The 22,162-nt window shown below is 29.0% G+C and carries 21 protein-coding genes; 6 read left to right on the top strand and 15 right to left on the bottom strand.

The genetic code is table 11. The features are described from left to right. The first annotated feature begins 3 nt into the window (after window positions 1-3). A complete protein-coding gene (locus H8S10_RS01100) occupies window positions 4-810 on the top strand; it encodes a Cof-type HAD-IIB family hydrolase (protein WP_186837664.1) in 807 nt (268 codons plus the stop codon). Between the two features lie 90 nt (window positions 811-900). Next, window positions 901-1,536, top strand: a complete 636-nt coding sequence (locus H8S10_RS18235) for a hypothetical protein (protein ID WP_186837663.1) — start codon at window positions 901-903, stop codon at window positions 1,534-1,536. A gap of 87 nt (window positions 1,537-1,623) precedes the next feature. On the opposite strand, the gene manA is transcribed toward H8S10_RS18235, so the two are convergent. The 4 genes from manA to H8S10_RS01075 form a co-directional block, all read right to left on the bottom strand. Then, entirely contained in the window at window positions 1,624-2,559 is a 936-nt protein-coding gene (manA, locus tag H8S10_RS01090) for a mannose-6-phosphate isomerase, class I (protein WP_186837662.1), read from the bottom strand. A 47-nt stretch (window positions 2,560-2,606) separates the two neighbouring features. Then, a complete protein-coding gene (locus H8S10_RS01085) occupies window positions 2,607-3,242 on the bottom strand; it encodes a DUF6198 family protein (RefSeq protein ID WP_055266147.1) in 636 nt (211 codons plus the stop codon). A gap of 55 nt (window positions 3,243-3,297) precedes the next feature. Next, the gene (locus tag H8S10_RS01080) at window positions 3,298-4,122 is read right to left on the bottom strand and encodes an HAD-IIB family hydrolase (protein WP_186837661.1); all 825 of its coding nucleotides are present in this window, start codon (window positions 4,120-4,122) and stop codon (window positions 3,298-3,300) included. A gap of 118 nt (window positions 4,123-4,240) precedes the next feature. Next, the gene (locus H8S10_RS01075; protein ID WP_186837660.1) at window positions 4,241-5,047 is read right to left on the bottom strand and encodes an HAD-IIB family hydrolase; all 807 of its coding nucleotides are present in this window, start codon (window positions 5,045-5,047) and stop codon (window positions 4,241-4,243) included. A gap of 167 nt (window positions 5,048-5,214) precedes the next feature. Here H8S10_RS01075 and H8S10_RS01070 point away from each other — a divergent pair, with 167 nt between their 5' ends. The 3 genes from H8S10_RS01070 to H8S10_RS01060 all read left to right on the top strand — a co-directional run bounded on the left by H8S10_RS01070 (window position 5,215) and on the right by H8S10_RS01060 (window position 8,159). After that, the gene (locus H8S10_RS01070; RefSeq protein ID WP_055266141.1) at window positions 5,215-5,472 is read left to right on the top strand and encodes a hypothetical protein; all 258 of its coding nucleotides are present in this window, start codon (window positions 5,215-5,217) and stop codon (window positions 5,470-5,472) included. Window positions 5,473-5,694: 222 nt separating this feature from the next. Beyond that, the gene (locus H8S10_RS01065; RefSeq protein WP_156334262.1) at window positions 5,695-5,859 is read left to right on the top strand and encodes a hypothetical protein; all 165 of its coding nucleotides are present in this window, start codon (window positions 5,695-5,697) and stop codon (window positions 5,857-5,859) included. A gap of 575 nt (window positions 5,860-6,434) precedes the next feature. Continuing rightward, on the top strand, window positions 6,435-8,159 hold the full coding sequence (locus H8S10_RS01060) for an ABC transporter ATP-binding protein (RefSeq protein ID WP_186837659.1): 1,725 nt from the start codon (window positions 6,435-6,437) through the stop codon (window positions 8,157-8,159). A 100-nt stretch (window positions 8,160-8,259) separates the two neighbouring features. Here H8S10_RS01060 and H8S10_RS01055 read toward each other — a convergent pair whose 3' ends face one another. From H8S10_RS01055 to H8S10_RS01015, 9 genes are all read right to left on the bottom strand, one after another. After that, entirely contained in the window at window positions 8,260-9,072 is an 813-nt protein-coding gene (locus tag H8S10_RS01055) for a hypothetical protein (RefSeq protein ID WP_186837658.1), read from the bottom strand. Window positions 9,073-9,138: 66 nt separating this feature from the next. Further along, window positions 9,139-9,399, bottom strand: a complete 261-nt coding sequence (locus H8S10_RS01050) for a PqqD family protein (protein WP_186837657.1) — start codon at window positions 9,397-9,399, stop codon at window positions 9,139-9,141. Window positions 9,400-9,644: 245 nt separating this feature from the next. Beyond that, on the bottom strand, window positions 9,645-10,796 hold the full coding sequence (locus H8S10_RS01045) for a radical SAM protein (RefSeq protein ID WP_186837656.1): 1,152 nt from the start codon (window positions 10,794-10,796) through the stop codon (window positions 9,645-9,647). A 98-nt stretch (window positions 10,797-10,894) separates the two neighbouring features. Beyond that, on the bottom strand, window positions 10,895-11,770 hold the full coding sequence (locus tag H8S10_RS01040; RefSeq protein WP_186837655.1) for a hypothetical protein: 876 nt from the start codon (window positions 11,768-11,770) through the stop codon (window positions 10,895-10,897). A gap of 82 nt (window positions 11,771-11,852) precedes the next feature. Continuing rightward, window positions 11,853-12,107, bottom strand: a complete 255-nt coding sequence (locus tag H8S10_RS01035; protein WP_186837654.1) for a hypothetical protein — start codon at window positions 12,105-12,107, stop codon at window positions 11,853-11,855. A gap of 24 nt (window positions 12,108-12,131) precedes the next feature. Beyond that, complete coding sequence (locus H8S10_RS18025; protein WP_186837653.1) at window positions 12,132-17,171, bottom strand: VWA domain-containing protein; 5,040 nt, start codon at window positions 17,169-17,171, stop codon at window positions 12,132-12,134. Window positions 17,172-17,263: 92 nt separating this feature from the next. Then, complete coding sequence (locus H8S10_RS01025) at window positions 17,264-18,145, bottom strand: hypothetical protein (protein ID WP_186837652.1); 882 nt, start codon at window positions 18,143-18,145, stop codon at window positions 17,264-17,266. Window positions 18,146-18,193: 48 nt separating this feature from the next. Then, window positions 18,194-18,652 carry a S24/S26 family peptidase gene (locus tag H8S10_RS01020; RefSeq protein ID WP_186837651.1) on the bottom strand — a complete coding sequence of 153 codons (459 nt, stop codon included), beginning with the start codon at window positions 18,650-18,652 and terminating at the stop codon, window positions 18,194-18,196. A gap of 12 nt (window positions 18,653-18,664) precedes the next feature. Further along, on the bottom strand, window positions 18,665-19,870 hold the full coding sequence (locus tag H8S10_RS01015) for a nucleotidyltransferase family protein (RefSeq protein ID WP_186837650.1): 1,206 nt from the start codon (window positions 19,868-19,870) through the stop codon (window positions 18,665-18,667). Window positions 19,871-20,232: 362 nt separating this feature from the next. Here H8S10_RS01015 and H8S10_RS01010 point away from each other — a divergent pair, with 362 nt between their 5' ends. Then, window positions 20,233-20,532 carry an SH3 domain-containing protein gene (locus H8S10_RS01010; protein WP_186837649.1) on the top strand — a complete coding sequence of 100 codons (300 nt, stop codon included), beginning with the start codon at window positions 20,233-20,235 and terminating at the stop codon, window positions 20,530-20,532. Between the two features lie 59 nt (window positions 20,533-20,591). On the opposite strand, the gene H8S10_RS01005 is transcribed toward H8S10_RS01010, so the two are convergent. Both H8S10_RS01005 and H8S10_RS01000 read right to left on the bottom strand, forming a co-directional pair. Beyond that, window positions 20,592-21,467: a phosphodiester glycosidase family protein gene (locus tag H8S10_RS01005; protein WP_186837648.1), complete on the bottom strand. Its 876-nt coding sequence runs from the start codon at window positions 21,465-21,467 to the stop codon at window positions 20,592-20,594. 72 nt (window positions 21,468-21,539) lie between these two features. After that, window positions 21,540-22,148: a YdcF family protein gene (locus H8S10_RS01000; RefSeq protein WP_186837647.1), complete on the bottom strand. Its 609-nt coding sequence runs from the start codon at window positions 22,146-22,148 to the stop codon at window positions 21,540-21,542. Window positions 22,149-22,162: the final 14 nt, after the last annotated feature.

The following is a 22,162-nucleotide window of genomic DNA, read 5'->3' as shown; positions in this document are numbered from 1 at the left end:
ATGATGTTTAAACTAATAGCTATAGATATGGATGGTACTTTACTTAGAAGTGATCATACAGTATCTCAATATACAAAGGATATCTTAAAAAAATTCTCTGATAATGGTACTAGAATTGTAATTTCAACTGGTCGTCCTTTAAATGCAGTAATTCACTATATAAATGATATAGGTATTTTTTCAGATGATGATTTTGTAATTTGCAACAACGGTGCTTCTATATATTCTATAAAAGACTTCTCACCTATTTATTCAAACTATATGGATACAAATATATGTAAAGAAATATTTGATTTAGGCAAATCATTTAATGTTGCTATAGAAGCATTTAGTCATGATTTTTCTATTGCCTCTGAAAAGCATAATCATTTTGATAATGGTGATAATAACGATTTACCTTTAAAAGTCCACTATGTAGATACTTCTAATGATTTAGATAGTTTTGATAATTTATTTAAAATAATGTTTGTAGCTGATGAAGATAAGATTGATGAAATTATTCCTCTTATTCCTTCACAGTATTTAGAAAATTATAATGCAATTCACTCACTACCTAAAATATTTGAGTTCTTAAATAAGGACTGTGGAAAAGGATTTGCAATATCTAATCTTTGCAAAATACTTAATATAAATATAAATGATGTAGTTTCATTTGGCGATGCCCCTAATGACGTAGATATGATAAAAATGTGCGGTACAGGAGTAGCCATGGGTAATGCTTATGATGAAATAAAAGAAATTGCTAATTTCATTACTAAAAATAACGATGAAGATGGAGTAGCTTATTTCTTAGAACAATATCTTACATAATTCTCTTATTCTTTAAAATATAAAGAGGATTTCACCATATTTATGTAGAATTGTATATTTGCATAAATATAATAAAGGAAGGCATAGATAATGAACTTAAATTCAAAAAAAACACAAAATATAATAATAGTAGTCTTAATATTGGCATTAATCTTAACTTTTTCTATAGATGCCATTCAAGCTAGTATTGATAGAAATGAATCAGCATCAATTAAAGAACGACCTCCTATCAAGAATACTCTTAAAGATTATGTTATAGAGAAAGAAGAAGACCCACTTTATGAAATCGAAATAGATACGGAAATTGAATCAGAAGAAGAAGTTAATGATGAAATTATAGATACTTCTGAGGACTATGTAACACCAGATGAAGGTTATAATGATAATTACGAAGATGATTACGATAATACTTATGAAGAAGGTTATAACGGCAACATAAATAATAGTTCTGGCAATGGAAATACTGGAAATGGTAATCAGGGTTCTGAAACACCTGCTCCACCGATTGTAACTCCACCAACTGAGCCAACTCCTGATGAACCTGTAGACATCCCTACAGAAAAACCTCAAGAGCCTGAAGCTCCTAAACCAGAAGAACCAGTTATTCCAGAGGTTCCAGAGATTCCTGAAACTACACCAGAAGACGTACCAGCTGATGATTCTGAATCTGTACCAAATCCAGAGGATTTTTCTGATTCTGAACTAAATTCTAATTCAGATACATAATCTACTCATAATTCAGATGTTCTGTAGTATTAATAACAAAAAAATGGAATTCAAATACGAATTCCATTTTTTATATGGTAATTATAATTAATTTGGATAGCTCTTTAATACTTCAACTTTACCTTTTACAGTGTATTTTCCTAAAGCAGCTGGAATTAAGAAGCTATCTCCTTTTTTAATCTTTTCAGAGAAGTTTTCACCTTCAATTACTCCTGAACCTTCAACACAAGTTAAAATAAAGAATTTCTCTTTATTGCTCTCATCAAACCACTCAGTAGATATATCAAACTTTTCAACTCCAAAGTACTCGCTATCACAGAATTCAACCTTCTTGAATCCATCAAATTCTTGTACTTCATTATTTGAAAGGTTTATTGCTTCTAAATCAAAGTCTATTACATCTAATGATTTTTCAACGTGAATTTCTCTTGGTCTTCCATAGTCGTAAACTCTATAAGTAATATCTGAGTTTTGTTGGATTTCTGCAATTACTAATCCCTCACAGATAGCATGCACAAGTCCACTATTTATTAAGAAGAAATCTCCTTTTTTAACTTCAATTATGTTAAGGTAATCTTCGCTTCTACCTTCTTCAATTGCTTTAGCAAAAGTTGCTTTATCACAATTCTTTGTTCCTACTATTAACTTTGCACCTGGTTTTGCATCAACAACATACCAGCTTTCAGTTTTTCCTAAAGAATTTTCATGAGTTTTTGCATACTCATCTCCTGGATGAACTTGAACTGATAGCTTTTCTTTTGAGTTTATTAACTTAACTAATAGTGGGAACTTTTCTGTACTTACCTTTGTTCCTACTAAATCATGTCCAAACTCTTCTATTATTTCTAAGAAAGTCTTCCCTTTTAACTCTCCATTAGCTACTACTCCAGTTCCATTTTCATGACAACTTACATCCCATGTTTCCCCTATTTCTCCATCTGGTAAGTTATCTCTAAAATTTTCAAAGTCTCTTCCACCCCAAATCTTTTCAAAATATATGTTTTCAAATCTAATTGGATACATATATAAACACCCCTTTTACTATAGTAATTTAAAGTTTTCTTTACAAATTAGCTCGCAAGCTTTTCTTCATTTATTACAATTTCTTCTTTACCTACAAAAATATTTTCTATAGGCTTTTGAACTATATTTATCATAGGTCCTAGCAATACAGTTGCTAATATAGTTCCTATTCCTATTGGTCCTTTTACAATTAATGCAAGGACTATACATATAAAATCTACTATTAACTTTATAGTTCCTAGCTTTATCTTATATGTTTCAGAAAGTGTAAGTACTAGATAATCTATTGCATTTGGTGGCAATTTAGCTAGTAAATATATTGATATTCCAATTGCAAGAATTACAATTGCTAATAAAAATACTAAATACTTAGAAACTAAACTATTGATAACTATTGGTTCTGTTATCTTAATCCATATTTCAATAAATACTCCAACTATATATGCAGTTATAAAACTAAATATATTAGGAATCTTTTTATTTACTATAGATGCAATTATAAGCGCTATTAAAGAGCTCACTGCAACCCAAAAGCTTAGGTTCCCTCCAAACTTTGACTGTAAACCAAAATTTATTGAGTCAAATGACCCATTTCCGATATCAGCCTTTGCAATTAACGCTACGCCTAACGTTAAAATAATTATGCCTAGTAAAAATGTTGCGTATCTTTTTATTTTTTTCATTTGTCCATCCCCTTATAATAATTCACCCACATACATAATACTATTTAAAGGGGTATTATATCAATATATATTTGTCTATACACTGAGCTACAGTTTCAACTACATGAGTAGTTTTTTTCTGTAAACCTTCTTCTGCATAAGTAAATGTAAATGAATTTTTAGTAACTTGGAACATAGAATCATCATTCCACGAATCACCTATTGTATAAACATTATCCATATGTAAATCTACAATTTCACTTACACACTTAACCCCATGACCTTTAGAACATCCCTTTGGAACTATATCTAAAAATATTGTATTTCTATAACACTCCACATAGTCACCATAATTATTATTTATGTAATCAGCAACCTTTTGAATTTCTTCTACTGGATACTTATTAAAATTAGCAGCCATTAAAGTAAAAGTTTCATTTTTAACATTTTCTATTTCATCAAGATTTTTTACATAGACCCTTTCATCCTTGTAATTTAATCCATAAACTAAATTTTTAATTATCATTCTAATTTTGATTTTTAATTTTGTTAATTTTGAAACTATAAAATAAGACTTAAATCCTGTTTGAATAGACACCATATCAGTATATTTCTTCAAATAAGATATTATCTCTTTAATCGCTTTATAATCTAAGTTGCTTATATGAATTATATCAGCATTACCATCAAGAATTAACGCTCCATTATTTAATATGAAATAATCTGGTTTTATATCCATATCCTTAATTACTGATTCTATTTCATTATAAGCTCTTCCTGTTGAAAGAGAAAAAATCCCCCCATGTGTTTTAAACTTTTTTAAAGCTTCTTTATTTTCATCAGATACCTTTCCTTTAAATAAAAGCGTACCATCAAGGTCACTTGCCAACATTTTTCTCATAAATTTAATCCTCATCCCTTGCATTTTTTAATTTAAACATTAGTATTAATAATTTTTATATATTATTTTAATATTATCCTAATTTAGTATAATTTATTATCTTAAATATGTTTATAATTTATTTTAAAATATATTTATCAATGCACTCTGCTACTGTTTCAACTATGTAATTTGTCTTTTCTTTCAATTCTTCTTCTGCATAAGTAAATGTAAAAGATTTATCTGTTATTTCAAACATAGAATCATCATTCCATGAATCACCTATAACGTAAACATCCTTAATATCAATATTTTCTTCATCGCTTACCCATTTAACTCCAGAACCTTTTGAACATCCTGCAGGTACAATATCAATAAATCTTGTATTTCTATATGCAATAACATAATTTCCATAGTTATCATTTACATAATCACAAGCAGCTTGAACTTCATTAATATCTACTCTTGGTAAAAATAATGATATTGCAGCAATCTTTTCTTTATCTTCTTCAGAAACTTCATCTAATTTATCAATTAACTCTAAATTTTTAAAAGTAGAATCTATATCAGATATAAAAGCTGCCTCAGCACCTTTGCTCCTTAAATCTATTGGATAAGTTCTAAAGCCAGTCTCTACAGAAATTACAACTTCATCATTGTCCATATCATTAAATATATTTTTTACTACATTAAAAGGAATAAATTCTCTATGAACTATTTCCTCACCACCTGTAATAATTAATGCTCCATTATTTAAAATTAAATAATCCGGCTCAACTCTTAATTCTTCTATAACCTTTTCAACGCCATTGTAAGGTCTTCCAGTTGAGATAGCAAAAACTCCTCCTGCTTCTTTAAATCTTCTAATAGCATCCTTATTCTCTTCTGAAATCTTATTATCAAATATCAAAGTTTTATCAAGGTCACTAGCTAATAATATTCTCATAAAATCACCTCGCTTAACATTATACCATATTTATTTTCTCCAATTGCCATGAATTAAATCTTATCACTTAGCAATACTAAGTTTATAGGATACTTAATATTAAGTTAATTAATATTAGTGAATCTTATATAAATTCAACTTAAAAAATTCAGTTAGGAGGAATTTTTATGAGTTCTAAGATAACAAAAGAAAATGCTGAAATTGAAAAATCTTATGATAAAAACCGAGACTATCTTCCAAGAGCAAGAACTTGGTACAAACCTGAAGAACATGAATTAGTTAGTAAAGCTCCTGATGGAAGTGAAACAAAACTACCTAATCCATTAAAAGATCCAATAGTATGTAACAACATAGCTTGTCCAGAATTCGACTATACAGAAGGACCTTATTTAGATGATGAATTAGATTTAAATCCAAGACAATAATTTTCCAGAACAATATGTTATAGATGATAAGTGACAGATTGCAAACTTCAGATGCCTAATGGCAAATGACAAATTTATAATAAAACATATTAAATGCTAAGTAACAAATTAAAAATGACAATCTACCAGTTACAAGTTTCAAATGATACGCTAAGAATAACAGATGACAGATTACAAACTATAATTGGTAATCGTCAAATTAAAAATATGGAGGTGTCTCTATTGGCAAAATCAAATAATAAACAAAATAGAACTGATGGAACTATAACATCTGCTGGAATTAAATTTCCTACTTCTATGAGCAATGTAAATAATCCAACATCTGCTTATAGTTATACTGATGAAAAGAAAATAGAAGAGCATGCTAAGCAAAATAAAAGATTTTAGTCATCTTTAACAAGATGAAATTTCCTCTTCTCTTGTTTAATATATAATTTTAAAAGACAAGTTACATTTATCTGTACCTTGTCTTTTATTATACTCTTATTACATATCACTTCTATAATTTTATAGACATATCTAATATCTAATCATAATTCATTATTTTAGTTATCTCTTTCATTATCATAAATATCATCAAACAGTTACATTAACGATTCTTTTATATCTTATTATTATCATAAAAACATATAAGACAATCATATATGATTATTTATACACTCAATAGTTCACTTGCTACTGTTATGAACCATGCTCCTACTCCTTCTAAGACTCCAGGCATTCTAAATAAAGTAGATAAAATATATGCTATAAGTATAGACATTAGTTTTGTTTATTTTAAATATAGAAAACTATAAAAAAGGAGCTCTCTATAAAACATAGAGACTTCTTATTATACTTGAATCACTCCCCTTTTTATGTTACCATAATATTACATTTTTGTATTTTTACTTAAATCTCTCCTGTATTTTATTAATTCTGATTAACTATAGATAATTTACATAATATCTGGAGGCTTACCGATGGAAAATTTAAAGAAACTTGAACCAACAAAAGAATTATGGGTAAAAATAAAATGGATATTATCATATTCAAATCCCGTAATACCTTTTTTAATTTTTAATATAATTTTTAATATAATTTTTGCATTGATAGGTATATATAATGTAATAGTTTCTAAGTCACTTATAGATGCTGCTATTAGTCATAATAGTCAAGAAGTAATCAAGTGGCTTATTATTATGTGCACTCTTACTATAATTTCTATACTTTCAGCCCCAATACGTTCATTTATGAGTACTCATTCATCAACAAAACTAAATCACTCTATTCAAAAACAAATATATGAACATATTGAATATAGCAATTGGCTTGAAATAAGTAAGATTCACTCTGTTAGTTTACTTACTAGAATAACATCTGATGTATCAAATATAAGTTCTACACTAATTACAACTATTCCAAGCATTGTATCACTAGCAGTCACCCTTATTGGTTCTGTTTATACCCTTATAAATTGGGCTCCATCAATAGCTATAGTAGCTCTTTTTATAGGACCATTCTTAGTTATTATCGGTAAACTTTTTAGTCGTAAGCTTATGATTTTATATAAGGAAGCTCAAGAGGAAGATGTGAAATATAAAGCATTTATGCAAGAATCCATACAAAATATTATGATAATTAAAACATTTTGTATGGAAAATATAAATATGAAAAAACTTAATGATATTCAAGATAACAAATATAGAATAGCCATGAGAAATACTAAGTATTCTTCCTTAACATCTCTATCAATGAGCTTTTGTTCAAGCTTAGCGTATTTCTCTATATTTACATGGGGAGTTTTAAATATTTCTAAAGGGGTAACAACTTATGGTACATTTACTGGAATGCTTCAGCTATATAATAAGGTTCAAAGTCCATTTTCATCACTAGCAAGTATGATTCCTGGGCTTATATCAACTATCGCTGCTGCAGAAAGACTTATAGAAATAGAAAATATTTCATTAGAAAGCAAATCTTCAATAAATATTTCTAATGATTTTAATAAACCTACTATTGAGTTTAATAACGTATCCTTTAGCTATAATAGCAACACTAAAATATTAAATAATATAAATCTTAAAATGGTCCATGGAGAAACTATTGGATTCATTGGTCCATCTGGTGAAGGTAAAACGACACTTATAAGACTTATCCTTTCGCTTATAACTCCATCAAGTGGTAATATTTACTTAAGAGAAAATGATATAAATAAAAAGCTTCATCCTATTCACCGTAATTTAATTTCATACGTACCACAAGGAAATACATTGTTTTCAGGTACTATTGAAGATAATTTAAGATATGGTAACCCTAATGCTACAGAAGAAGATATAAGAGAAGCATTGAAAAATGCATGTGCTTTAGATTTTGTCGAAAAGTTAGATAATGGTATCAAATCTGTTATAGGAGAAAAAGGTGTTGGAATCTCTGAAGGACAATCTCAGAGACTTTCTATAGCAAGAGCTTTTTTAAGACAAAGACCTATATTAATATTAGATGAAGCAACTTCATCATTAGATCCTGAGACAGAAATTAAAGTTCTAAGATCAATAAGTTCTTTACCAAATAGAGCAACCTGCATAATAATAACACATAGACCGTCAGCACTTAATATATGTGATAGGATTTTAAAACTAAACAATAAATCATTAACTGAAATAGATAAATATGAAGTTCTAGAAATTGCAAGTGAACTAATCTAAAATAATTAAAATTTTTTAAGCCAGCTTTCTGAATCATCACCTATATGGTAGGCAAAGATGAAATTCATTCTGCTGGCTTATTTATACTAGATTATATTTATTACCTATTCTCTTCTATCTTTTTATATACAAAATTACCCAAAAACACTAACCCAACAGCTGCACAAATAATAACTAAATATTCAATAACTCTTTTAGGCATAGTTGTCTCACTACTAAATGGATTAAAATCCTTGAATGCATTTGCTATCATATCAGATAACGACTTTTTATTGCTCTCTTCCTCAACTTCAGCTGTTGTTTCTTCAATATCCTCATCTGTATCAGCTACTATATCTGCATTTGTTTGTGAATCATTATTTTGACTATTGTTGTTGCTAGTATTATTATTTGAATTATTATTTTCATCCACATTATCTGTATCTTGATTACCAATACCAATAAACTTATAGCCATAATTAGTTACTGTTCCATCTGTCTTTTTAACTAATTTAACTTGCATATTACCCTTATTTATTGAAAATTCATCATCAGATAATACAGTAGCACTAATAGTTACAAAAGTTCCACTTCCACTTATTCCAGGTTTATCACCTATAAATGTAAAACCATAATTTGCAGTATTTCCGTTCTTTGCAGTTTCTCCACCAATCTCCATAATCTCTTCATCAGTGCCTGTAATAAACTCTGAAGAATTTATACTATTCACCTTAAGCTGATCAGTATTATAAATAAAATCCACAGATCCAGCATAAAAATTTTCCACATCATTAACATTAAGTATAATATTAATATTATTCCCCTTCTTTACTTCACCTTCAACCTTAACCTCTACCGTAGTATCAGCTGCATATGCATTTATTGGTACAGTAAAAAGAAAAAATGCCACTAGAAAGGTCATCACCTTTTTCATTCCCAATCCCTCCTCATAAATACTAACTTTCATCCTATATCTAAACCATAACTTAAATTAAATACCCTATATTATTTCTGCTTCTCTTAACTTACCTAAAAACTCAGCTAAATCTTCCTTTGCAGAATCTTTATCAACATCATACTCATCTAATATTAACTTAAGTAGCTCCTCTTCTGATGATGTTTTTTCAATATTATTCCATATAAAAGCCCCAACATCATTCACAGTAATAAGTCCATTAAAACTCAAAGGTGTATCCCCTATTGGTACTAAAATATACTCACCTGCTATCTCTCTTAAAATAAAATCCTTATTAAGCTTCATAAATTATCTCTCCCTTTATTTTGTACCTCCGAGGTCCAGAAAATTGGAAATTAAAATTCTACTTTCTAAACCTTATGGATAGTTCTCTATAATCTCTCATAAATTTTCAATATTACCTTATATATTGTATTACACTGTATCATGCATTATATAGTTATCCAAATACTATATAAGCCTGTTATATATAATTATTATTAGCTTTATTTTGCTATTTGTTATATAAAATTATTGCTCACAATTCATTATTACTTTACTAACATAAGCTCATATTCCTTTTCAGTTTCCCTAATGATATTCTCAGTCATAGTACATATATACTTAGGTGCTACGTTAAAATCGCCAGTTTCAGTAATTACTGATGCAGCACATACTGAGCACACATTTTTATTTTTACAACTTGTACATTTCTTTGGCATCCTAATCTTCTCTGTTTCATCTATAATATCATTCCAAGCTTTAATCAATCCATCTTTAAAAGGATAAGCTACTGGCCAATTCATTATTCCGCATGGAGTCATTTCACCTTTCCAATTTATCCAGAAGCTTGACCTTCCAGCTCTACATTTCATCTTATCCCGTTCACTAGAAGATTCTGATGATACATTATCAAAAACATCATCGCATTCTTCAAATTCAGTATTTATTTTTTTTATTCCTTTATTCATTGCAACTAACTTATCTTCAAACTCTTTTTTAGATAATCTAAGTTTTTCAATCTTAATCAAATTAGATGCCGCTTCTTTTGGAGTAAATCTATCCCCTATTCCTATAGCATCCTTATTTTTCCTAATTGGTGGAAACATATATGTAGATGCTTGTACATACACATTAACTTCTTCTGCAAATTCATATATCTTCTGTATATCATCAATATTATACTGAGTCATACTTGCATTTATTTTTACTGATATGCCAGCTTCTGTTAATAATCTTATTGCTTTCGTGGTCTTGTCAAATCCATTCTTATCTCTGCACAATCTTTCATATGTCTCATTTGATCCACCATATAATGTTATCTGAAGCCTGCTTGGTGGATCATTTTTAAGCCACTGTACAACCTCTTCATTTATTAAAGTTCCATTGGTATTTATTGTAATCATAAAACCCATCTTTTTAAGCTCTGTATATAATCTTCTGAAGCCTTTATATAAGAAAGGTTCTCCTCCTGTTAAAAGTAAAAATAACATTCCGGCTTCTTTACACTCTCTTGCAAGTTTTAGCCATTGCTCAACTGTTTTCTCCCCACCAAAATCCATTACTTCTTTATATGATTTTCTGACATAGCACATTCTACAATCCAAATTACAACATGGTGATAATTCAAAAGTGCCACTTAGCGGAATTCTATTTTTTGCAGCCTTAGCTGATAAGTATCTTAATGTTAATGGTTCTGCCATCCCCTTCTCCTCCTTGTATTTATCCAAATATATATAAACTATAACTAAAACTCCATTAGTTATCATAATAATCTAATTTATTTATACCCTATATATTTTTATAATCTCAATAATTCTTCATATAGTACATCTGTTGCTTCTTCATCTGGTCTACATGAAAGAAATAAAACTGGCACTTTACTTATTAATTCTTCTATCAATGTCATTGCAATCTTAACCTCTTCCTTATTCCACCTATTAATAGCTATCTCTTTAAATAAAAATTTAAAAGCTTCTATATCAGATAACTTCCTAACTGAATTCTCTTTAGCTTGTTCAATAGCAACTATAGCCTTTAGCTTCGCTTCTTTATTTTTACATATATTAGATGATCCACTGAAAGGGAATCCATATGCATAATATTCATTATTTTTTAATGCAATTGTAGACCTATCTCCATTTATAACCTCAGCATCTTTATACCTTTCCCAAAGAGAACCTTGGGTTGATTTTCCAGTTCCTGATGGTGCTGTAAATAAAATTGCTTCATTATCATGTATAATGAAATTTGAGTGAAGTATAATAACACCCTTCCTTAGTAATGATCCTTGAATATTTATTCTTCTAAATATTTCTCCAGCATCATATAGTTTTCTATCTTTATTTTCTGGTATATATATTTCCTTACTACTATCATCCTTATCTAATAAATACGAATACGTCTCATCATTATTAACATCTATAAATCTCCATGTAAGACTTCTATCATCATTTCTATAAACCTTCAAATCCTTAAATTCACATATTTTTTCTTTATCCGAAGTAAATACTTCACTCTTATATATTGTTTTATAATTTATATCGACATTTTCATTTCCACTTAAATTATGTCTAAATAATTCTATATGTTTATCCTCATAATTATTATAAGGTATATGTAATCTGATCTTCTTATCGGCTATCTTATAAACTCTCTCCATTATATTTCCTTTCACTTTATTTTGCCCTTTGCTAATGTACATTTAAATAATAATATTGTAGGTGGCCATATCTATATAATATAGCCACCCTCTTTTATTAAGAATGTGTACTTAATGATCTTACCGGAATATCATAACAAGGTTTATCATTATCAGCAAAAGTAAAATCACTTTGCCCATATTCACAACCATCTACATTAAACAAAGTAACTCCTCCAAACTCAGTTGGTTTAGATGGATCTAATTCTTCTAATGGTAATGCATTTTGATTAGTAGCACAATTTGCAGCTATAAACTCTGAAACCTGAAAGCTTTCCATAAATATTTGTGGCTTTTTATACCTTTTCTTCATTTCGCACCTCCTAGAAATAGTATCTTAATACCTATCTAATGTTCCTTTATAAAACTCTAAGTCGCTCATATCTATTACACCATCGCCATTTACATCAAATTTATAAATATCGTAGCTTACACCTAATTTAACTTCTTCATTATTATTTATTCCTACATTAGCTAAATCAAGTATATCTACTACTCCATCATTATTTACATCATCTGACTTAACAGTACTTCTAATGTAATTTACCATATTGGCATATCTTACAGTTTCTAAATCAGATACTATTGAAGATGTTTGCCCAGCACTACCATAAGTTATCTTTAAATTAGTAATTGATATTATAGACCCACTACTTCCATCGTTAGTAATTACAACTATACCTTCCTTTGATCCATCATTATTAACAGTGAATTGAATGGCATCAGTTATATCATAATACATATCTGTAGCAGTATTTATATTTAAATTTTCACTCTTACCATCTATAACAACCTTTGAATTTGTACCATTTGGAGATTTAATTCCAAGTTGTATTGTTCTTGGATCACCAGTTGTTATTACCTTAAATGCAATAGATTGACCTTTATCTAAATAAACTTCATTATTAGGTCCTTTATTATCATATATTCCGATATCAGTTACGTTTTTATCTATATCTACAAAAACAGCTCCTGTAACTTGTTTTCCAGCACTAAAGTCACCAGAATCTAATAATATATTTCTAATTTCTTGAATTTGAGCATTAGCTTCTCCATCTGCTAAATACTGTCTATACGCTTCTTCAAAATCACCATTATCTGTAACCGATAATCCTAACGGATTGTACACTCTTACAGCATCAAAATAAAAATCAGTATTTCCAACTATAATATCAACTTTATATTCTTCATATGAACCACTAAAATTGATAACAGGAATTTGATATAAGTCACCACTTTGATATTGATTATTTACAATAGTTTTCTTAACCTGTTCATACACTGACTCATTATTGTCATTAATTCCAGTTTTCTTACTTATAGTTACAATTATAGATCCAGTACTAGTATTAGTTCTACTTATTAAATCAAATCCTGTTCCTTTAAAGATGAATGAAGCTGAAGTCTCAGAAGTTCCATTGCCTTTAATTACTCTTGCAGAACCGTTACTAAACTTACTATCTCCCTTATAACTGTTATCACTTCCATATGGATGTTCATCTTTATTTACTGTTCCATTATCTTGAACATCATTTTTATCCGGAGCAATTCCACCTATAATAGTCTCTCCTGCATCATTTACAGTTGTCCATACCCCTTCAAACTTAATTCCGCCTCCGTTTTCTTCGCCTTGAGCGAAATTATCTTCATAATATACTGTAGTTGCAGGCATTACTGTTAACTCTTCATATTGATAGAAAGTTGTTTCCTTTCCATCTGTATCAATAGTTTTTACCTCTGCTGAATAATAAAATCTATCTATACTATCCATCATTTTTGTTGGAGTATATTTAACTACATTACTATCAATTACTTCCGCTCTACCATTCTTATCTGTTGCAGTCTTATCAGTAAAGTTAACTCCATCATTATCTTGTCCACTACCAATTACAACTCCACCTAAATCTGTTCCTTCTTTTTTAGCTATTGAATGAAGTTTAGCATCTTGTGTTAAGTCATTTTTAATTACATCAATATTAACTGACTTACCATAATCCAACACAATAGTATCAGGATTTAATTTTGCAGAATAAACTACACCAAAAGCAACTGATGAGTAAGTAAATCCTTCATCATGTTCTCCTGCAAGCTTAGTACTTTGTTGTGAATTACTTGGAATAGTACCTGCTATTGTATAACTACCATTTCCTGAACTTACTGCATTAACAGTATATTTAGTATCTTGTATATGAAGTGTATATCCTGCTGGCACTAAATCCTTAGCTACAACTTCACCAGTTATAGTTGTTCCATTATTCCAATTAAACTTTATTGCTATAGGGTCTGAAATTTTCACACGATATTCAAACGGAACTTCAACACCTTTAGCATTAACTGGTTTACCTTGTGAGTTAACTAGGTAAAATTCATAAGTTACTTGCGCTGCACCCCAAGGCATCTTAGGCTTCTCAAAAACTTTTTCTGAAGGAGTACCTAAATAATTATCATAATTTAGTTTTGCATATTGATTTGTATCATATAAACCATCAGTTCGATTCCCTTCTTGAGAACCTTCTAGGTAGGCATAATAACTTAATGCTATACCCTTTTGAGTTACATCACCAATATTCCATATAAATGTTTCTTCTGAAGCATCATAAACAAATTTTTCAGCTACTATATCTCCGTTAGTATCTATTATATTATCAGTATCCTTTAAGTTAGATGTAGCAGTTTTACCATCTGCACTAAACGTTATTCTTTCAACAACTTTAGGATCACCTGGTTTACGAGTTCCAACATAATCAATTGTTATTGTAACTTCCCCAACTACTGTTCCTATATCTGCTTTAGTATACAAATCATACTCTAAAACTTCTATTACTGGATTAAATCCAAGAGGTTTTATTGTAATAGCGCCATTTTCATTCTTTGGAATAGTGTTTGATGTTTGAAGATTAAATGCCGCACCTAACTTATCTGTAACCACTGCATTTGTACCAGCTTTTCTTATTTGCATTGCTATATTATTAAAAGCTGAATTTATTTCATTCTGGCTATCTGCTGATACATAATAGCTGTCACCAGATGATATTTTTTGTAAAATAGCTTTTGCTTGATTAGGTGTAAATCCATTGTTGCTATCGCTACTTGCATTAGTTAATCCAAATCCTATAGAGTATACCTTTGCTCCTGAAGTTTTAGAAGCCTCAGCACCAGTTAATAAATTATTGTTAACATTGTTTACAAAATTATCTTGACCAAATCTGTATCCTGAATATTCAGATGGAGCACCATCTGTCATAAATACAATATAAGTCTCTCTATTGGGGTCAGCTGTATCTAATATTTCATTAGCTTCTTCAAAAGCATAATCATAATCAGTACCACTGTAAGTATTATCAATTGAATTTATTGTACTCTTTATTGCATCTTTTGAGTTTGCATTTTTCAATCCATATAGTACTTCATTCCCAGCTTCATTATTCCATCCAGCAAAAGTTACTAAAGCAAGACGATTATTAGATTTTGTTCCATCAGCATTATCTCCTAGTACGGAATCTATAAAATCACTTGCTGCATCTTTAGCTGCTTCTAATTTAGATGTTGAATCAGTTGAACTAACATTATCGTTCATACTTGTAGATACATCAAATAAAAGAACTACATCTACGCCTTTTTTAACAGGCACCCCAGTCACTCCAAGTTCAACTTTTGCAACACCTGTTCCTCTAAAGTCATTACTTGTTGCATTTTTATCAATTTTTACAGAACCTTCATTAGGATATTGAGGGTATTGCCCTCCATCATCAGTATCATCTGGGTATAACTTATCATCAGCAGCATATGGATTATAATAATAATATTCTATTATTGTATCTTCAGTAATTGTAAACCTATTTATTTCGCTATTTTGTGGTGTACCATTTACTAATATCTTTTGAAAACTATATCCATTAAATTCACTTGGTTTTAGGATATTGTACGTAGAATTTTTATTCTCAGTAGTATTTATTCTTATATTTTCTAACTCAGTTCCATTTAAATAATACTTAACAGTTACACTTACTTTTTCAACTTTTTTATACAATTGAATAGAATACATATTGGCAAGCGAATTATTACCTGTTGTATTACTCCATACACTACCTGAAAATTGCAATAATGAATAGTAAGTTTTTCTATTCTGCCAATAACTATCACTTATCCTATAATTACTTCCATTTCTTCCTATAACTAATCCATTATTACTATTAGTTGTATTTAAATTTAATCCAAATGAACTATCGCCATTTAATATCCTTAAATAATAATCTCCATTTTTAATTTTATAATTACTATTACTTCTAGTAATTGTCCATAGAGAAGCATCAGCTATATCAGTTACATTAGTCCCATTAACTGTAAGCTTATTACTTGTTGCAATACTTCCATTATTATTTTTTAATGCGTAATAATCATCTTCTGATTGCGCAACTATTAAATATTCACTACCTGAATCAACACCATCAGTGTCAAGAACATAGGTAATATTACCTGATACAAAAGTTGTAGGAATATCTTCTTCTAAATCATCAACAACTTCATCGTTAACCCCTTCAGTTATTTCATCTTCTTCAACTTCAGTTTCCTCAATAACTTCATTTGTTACTTCATCTTCTTGTGGTAATTCAGTTTCCTTAGCTTCTTCTATTTTGTCTAGCTCTTCTTCAGTTAGTTCTTTTAATGTTTCTACTGGTCCAACTACATTATAATAAGTAACAGCTTCATTTTCTTTTTCTTCAAAGCTCCACTTATTTTTTTCTTCATTGTAAGTTAAATAAGTATTAACTTCATTCTCTTCATAAGAAACATTCTTTTTATCAAATTTAAAAAATTGTCCTTCTTCAACTTTTTCTTGTAACTCTAAATCAGATGTTAGGTATTTATCCTCCTCTGTTGTTAGGTTACCTTTATCATCAACTGTCCAGATTATATTCTTTGTTATTTCTGTTTTAACAGTATCTCCTTCTATTTCTACAGGTACAGCTATAATATTATCTTTTCCTGTAGATAGGGCTTTTTTGTTATCATAAACTATGATATATTTTTCTCCAGCCTTTATTTCTTCAGTCTTTTGAAGTTTTATTTCTTCTAGACTTAAGTCAACTGCAACTTCAGTATTTGCATTATCTTCTGGTAAAGCTTCTTCAGTTTTATTTTCTGTTTCAGCTTCCTGTGGATTTGCTTCTTCTACTGGAGCTTCTACTTCTGTTTTACCTTGGTTAGTATCTCCCTCCTCCTCCAACTTTGTAGAATCATCTGTTGTTACAGTTTCATCTACAACAGTAGAATTTGGGTCTTGTTCGTTATTAGCAAAAGCATTACTTGGCAGCATCCCAAATACCATTGTACCGGCAAGTAACATCGCTAATAATTTCTTCTTTGACTTCCTCACTTTCATTCCCCTTTCTTAAATTTATTTATAAATACTAAGCATTAATTTTTGCTTAGGCATTTAACTTAAATAAATTTCCTCAAAAAGAATAACTATTTGATGTAGTCTACCATCAATATTTCACTTGTAGTCTTTGAATAGTGTGATGTCTTTTCACTTATTTCTGCACCTGCTGTAACATTTTCAAATTTAGTCCTATAAGTGATTCCCCCTAAGTAAGCTCCACCTTCTTGAATATATTTATAATACACATAGACCGTTCCCAGGTCTTCTCCTGATATATTCTTAATAGTTATTTCATTATCCCCTCCGTTAACTTCGATTTTATCTTCCATAAGTGAAACTTCACTTAATGATGCATACATAGAATCAATAAATTCATATGTATTATCCTTACTAAACTCAATAGCTCCTGTAGATTCAATTACAAGTGCTGAAGTTTTAGCAGGAAGATTTGATAATTTAAATATTGCTGTATTATTATTATTAACATTCAAATGTATTTCTCCATATTGAAGCATTTCATCTGAATTGTTTTTGACTACTATTGATAATATATTTCCTGATGGAGTATCACTTCCATCTTCAACAAAAGGTCCTGTGTATTGTCCAACACTTAAAACCTCCATACTTGTACCAGGTACAGTAAATGGTAGCTGTATTCCTATATTGGCTGTACTTTGATTATTACTATCTACAATTTCACCATTTTGAATTTCTTCATCATTATCTATTTCAGTAACTGTAGCTGAAATCTGATTTGAAAATCCAGGAATACTATTTATGTTAAGTGAATCCTCAGTAGGTTTCTCTATTTCTTTTACCTCTCCTTGTGCAAACTCTGTTGTTTCACCTGAATTAGTGACAGATGTTGATACTTCTTTATTTTCATTATAGATAACACCCCAGCATATAACTGCTACAGCACATATACTAGAAATTACTCCACATATAATCTTATTTCTCTTACTCATCTAACTCTCCCTATTTCACTTATTAAACTTACACATAAAAATTTATTCCTATTTACTTCTAATATAACTATATAATCTGTATATCTGCTTTCTATGATTTTTCAACATCATCCATATATAAGCATAAAATTTATATATCAGATTATCACAGGATATCTCTTTATTTTTTCTAACTATTTTTTTTACCACAGCTATAACATTCTCAAACTTTACATTTTCACACCATTCCTGATTATCTCCATTCATAATGAAGTAATCGTCATAGATTTTATACACTCTATGTAAAATATATTCTCCAGTTTCTCTCTGAATGAATACTATCTCACCTTTTTTAACACATCTTTTACTTGGAGAGACTAATATCACACTATCTCTTTTATGCTTTAATGTCGGAAACATACTATTTCCTGTAACAACTAGCTTACACTCTCCCCCTGTAGCAATAATATTCTCCATAATCTCAATTATTTTATCTGTTTCCAATAAATTGTTACTAGCACTTATCATATTATTTTTTCCTTATATATCTAGCCATTTTATTAGATTATTTCTATCCTTAGATAACTTAACTCCCTTATAAATAAACTTAACATTATCAACAAAGCCATAATCTTCATTAAATCTATTATGGTAAATCTGTTGAATTCCTGCAAAAGGCTTTAGTATCTTAAACTTACTTGCATAAGAATATTTTCCTACTAAGGTTTCATCACTAGGATTAAGAACTGTTTTTATCTTTTTAGCCATGCTAATTACAGGATTAGAATCATTTTGAGTTGTATTAATAACTATTGAGTTTGCTAGCATTTTTTCATTATTACTTCGTCCATAAACTCCACCTAATAATAAATCTTCAATTAATAAATCTATATTAGGACTATATATAATATCTCTATCCATTAATGGTTCTGGAATTTCAAGATTAAATAATCTATTGCATAACGCAAAAATTATAAGAACGAACTTTTCAATTCCTTGCTCTTTAGCCTTATTTTTAAAGCTAGTCCACTCAATAAGTTCTCTATTCTTCTCAGTAAATAATACTAAATCGGCAATCTGCCTTAATCCAAATCCCATTCCATTCATATGATGAACCATATGATGACATAGATGTAATGCAAAATCTTCATATCCTAATGTTGTAATTTCAATATTTAAAAGCTTAGATTTTATAACTCTATCCCATATTGAATCATCTAACTCCTCACCTTCTACTAAATTCCAATGTACCTCTATTAATGGATACATCCTATGATGAAACTTAAAATGAAAATGCTCATCTTCACTTTCTAATTCATAATCAATAGATTTAAGTAATTCAGTAACTCTTTTCAAATCCTCTTTCTTAACTAATATATCTGCATCACACATGCTTCTCTGATCAGGTTCAGGATAAATATTTCTAAGAACTAATCCTTTTAATGCTATCACAGGAATACCTGATTCATTGAATTTATTAAATATCTTCTCTAAAAACGCTATTTTCCTAATCTCCGATATTGCAGTATAAAAAGCAAATGTTTTTAGCTCCTCTGCTATGCTTTCATTAATATTTAATTTAGATGCATTTTCTTTAATCTTTGAATAAATAACACCTTCTACCTTATGCTCTCCAGCCAAGCTAATTACGTTGCTCCAATTAACATCTTCATATTTTTCTACATTTGTGTCATTCCTTATAGATTTTGATAATAGTTCTATAAATTGTTTCTCTGTATTATTCATCTTTTAACTCTTATCCTCCTTAAAGAATGTATACTCATTTACATATTATACCATTTATCTTTTCTTATTTCTATTTTTTTCCTTCATCAAATTGATACAGTATCTCCTTTAATTTTATGTATTTTGACTAAAATAAAAAAAGTGAACAATATTTCGCCTAGAAATATTAATCACTTTTAACTTTTCATTAAAATCTATTTTTACTTATAACATAAAGTAAACTTTAATTATTATATCTATTAATTTTAAATATATATTATCTATTTATATATCTTAATTTTATAATTAACTAGTAACTATAAATAAATTATCATCATATTATGTATTAAAGATAAGTTTTAAAATACAAAGGAGGAAAAATTATGTCTTTATACAAAGTTACAACAACCTTTGCAATTGTTATGGATAAACCTAAATTAATCTCTAAACCCTTAGGTATATTAGTTAAAAATGACATAATAGAAGTAATAAAATTTTATAATAATTGGGCTTATTTTAAATTTAATAATGAAGATGCTTATATTCATTCATACAACTTAGCAGAACTTATTAAAGAAAATGATTCAAACAATCCTGAATATAATGAATATGACGAACTTTGCAATTTAGCGCCATCAATGATATCTAATGATATATCAAACAAAAATAATCAAAAAAATTAAAACAAAAAACACTGCATCTATTCTGCAATGTTTTCACTATTATATTAATTTATAAAATTTTAATCCACAAAATACAATATATCAGATATTGCCCTTTCACCATACCAATCACAAGGATTATTTAAAACTTCTCCATTAAAATACAAAGTAGTAGACCCGCCACCATCTAAGTTATACCCCCAGTAGCAGCCCCTATTTTTAAGCTCTACTGCTACATTATAAAGACTCATTCCAACTGAAGCCTCACTTCTGCCATCAACTACTAAAATAACATACTCAAGAGGTCCACACTGACCTATAGCTGTTCTTGGTGATAAATCATTCTTATACCACGTATCCCCATAATCAACTATTTCACCTTTTCTAATTAAATCTGGCCCAAAATCATAAGTGTGCATAGCTCCCCTTGCAACTAATTCTTCACCTGTAAACTGCTCATCATATATCCTAAAATCACCATCTTCTTGTATAACAAGAGGATCGCAATCAAGTCTAGTATCCCTGTATACAATTCCGTCCCTTATTACATAGCTTGTCTTATTAAATCCATATGCAGCTCCATTAATAGCTAAAACAGCATTATTCTTCATAGCCATATACGATGTAGTTTCTCTATTTTTCAAATTAAATTCATTACCTGCAAAAGCTGACTTTATTTGAGAACCATCACTTAATTTTATAAAAACTTCCCACATTTCTAAATCTGGATTAGTCTTCTTTATAGGATTAATCTTTATAACCAGTGTATCTGACCTATACTCAATAACTCCATTTTCTCCATCTTTAGTTATATATATTTCATTTTGTTCATTAAAAACAGCACTAGATTTTTCTACTTCCGTTTTAACTTTCATCTTTTGAAATATTCTAAAGCCTAGTATTATTATAAATATAACTAAAACTGTGCTTAAACCTATTATTATCTTCTTTACCATATTAACCTCAATATATAAAATTGCTATATTTCAATTTGATTTATATATTCATTATCACAATTCCTTTTCAAATTAAACATATCCCTTAACATAGTATCCAATAAGTCTTAAATATTCTCCTATTAATATTAAAACACTATTGCCACTTGTCCACCATTTAGTATTAAACTTCTCTTCCTTAGAGCTAGTAATCATAACTTTAACTTTTTCACCATATATAAAAGTATCCTCTAATGCCTTTTCCATAGCAGCTTTAGATCTTCTTGAATGAAATTCTGAAGTCACTAAAATTATAGATTTAAAATTATTTTCTTCTATTATCTCTTTAGTAAATAAAGCATTTTCATAAGTGCTATTAGCTTCTTTATCTAATATTATATTTTCTGATGATACTCCTAATTTAATTGCATGATTCTTCATAAGCTCAGCCATAGTTACATCATCATATACTTTTCCACCAGAAAGAATTAAATAATCACCTAGTCCCTGTTCTAGGAGTTCTATCCCTTTTACAGTCCTTGGCCCATTGTCTCCACTAAATACAACTATTGCATCAACACTTGATAAATCATCATTAACAACTAAAAATTTGCCTAAATTAGCTGCAATTATTATTAGTACAATTAAAAGCAAAGCTACTATTGATATTAATTTACTTTTTCTTGACTTAAATATTCTCATAACAACTCCTAATT

Origin of the sequence: Clostridium sp. NSJ-49 (assembly GCF_014287725.1) — a bacterium.
Lineage (GTDB): Bacteria > Bacillota > Clostridia > Clostridiales > Clostridiaceae > Clostridium > Clostridium disporicum_B.
The sequence above is the reverse complement of the archived record's forward strand: the minus strand, read 5'-3'. Positions and strand labels throughout refer to the sequence as shown.

Coding starts and splice junctions, on each gene's coding strand:
- H8S10_RS01070 (WP_055266141.1), top strand. CDS start 5,215: ATGAGTTCTAAGATAACAAAAGAAAATGCTGAAATTGAAAAATCTTAT.
- H8S10_RS01100 (WP_186837664.1), top strand. CDS start 4: ATGTTTAAACTAATAGCTATAGATATGGATGGTACTTTACTTAGAAGT.
- H8S10_RS01045 (WP_186837656.1), bottom strand. CDS start 10,796: ATGGCAGAACCATTAACATTAAGATACTTATCAGCTAAGGCTGCAAAA.
- H8S10_RS01010 (WP_186837649.1), top strand. CDS start 20,233: ATGTCTTTATACAAAGTTACAACAACCTTTGCAATTGTTATGGATAAA.
- H8S10_RS01060 (WP_186837659.1), top strand. CDS start 6,435: ATGGAAAATTTAAAGAAACTTGAACCAACAAAAGAATTATGGGTAAAA.
- H8S10_RS01055 (WP_186837658.1), bottom strand. CDS start 9,072: ATGAAAAAGGTGATGACCTTTCTAGTGGCATTTTTTCTTTTTACTGTA.
- H8S10_RS01050 (WP_186837657.1), bottom strand. CDS start 9,399: ATGAAGCTTAATAAGGATTTTATTTTAAGAGAGATAGCAGGTGAGTAT.
- H8S10_RS01085 (WP_055266147.1), bottom strand. CDS start 3,242: ATGAAAAAAATAAAAAGATACGCAACATTTTTACTAGGCATAATTATT.
- H8S10_RS01025 (WP_186837652.1), bottom strand. CDS start 18,145: ATGAGTAAGAGAAATAAGATTATATGTGGAGTAATTTCTAGTATATGT.
- H8S10_RS01000 (WP_186837647.1), bottom strand. CDS start 22,148: ATGAGAATATTTAAGTCAAGAAAAAGTAAATTAATATCAATAGTAGCT.
- H8S10_RS01075 (WP_186837660.1), bottom strand. CDS start 5,047: ATGAGAATATTATTAGCTAGTGACCTTGATAAAACTTTGATATTTGAT.
- manA (WP_186837662.1), bottom strand. CDS start 2,559: ATGTATCCAATTAGATTTGAAAACATATATTTTGAAAAGATTTGGGGT.
- H8S10_RS18235 (WP_186837663.1), top strand. CDS start 901: ATGAACTTAAATTCAAAAAAAACACAAAATATAATAATAGTAGTCTTA.
- H8S10_RS01020 (WP_186837651.1), bottom strand. CDS start 18,652: ATGATAAGTGCTAGTAACAATTTATTGGAAACAGATAAAATAATTGAG.
- H8S10_RS01080 (WP_186837661.1), bottom strand. CDS start 4,122: ATGAGAAAAATGTTGGCAAGTGACCTTGATGGTACGCTTTTATTTAAA.
- H8S10_RS01005 (WP_186837648.1), bottom strand. CDS start 21,467: ATGGTAAAGAAGATAATAATAGGTTTAAGCACAGTTTTAGTTATATTT.
- H8S10_RS01035 (WP_186837654.1), bottom strand. CDS start 12,107: ATGAAGAAAAGGTATAAAAAGCCACAAATATTTATGGAAAGCTTTCAG.
- H8S10_RS01015 (WP_186837650.1), bottom strand. CDS start 19,870: ATGAATAATACAGAGAAACAATTTATAGAACTATTATCAAAATCTATA.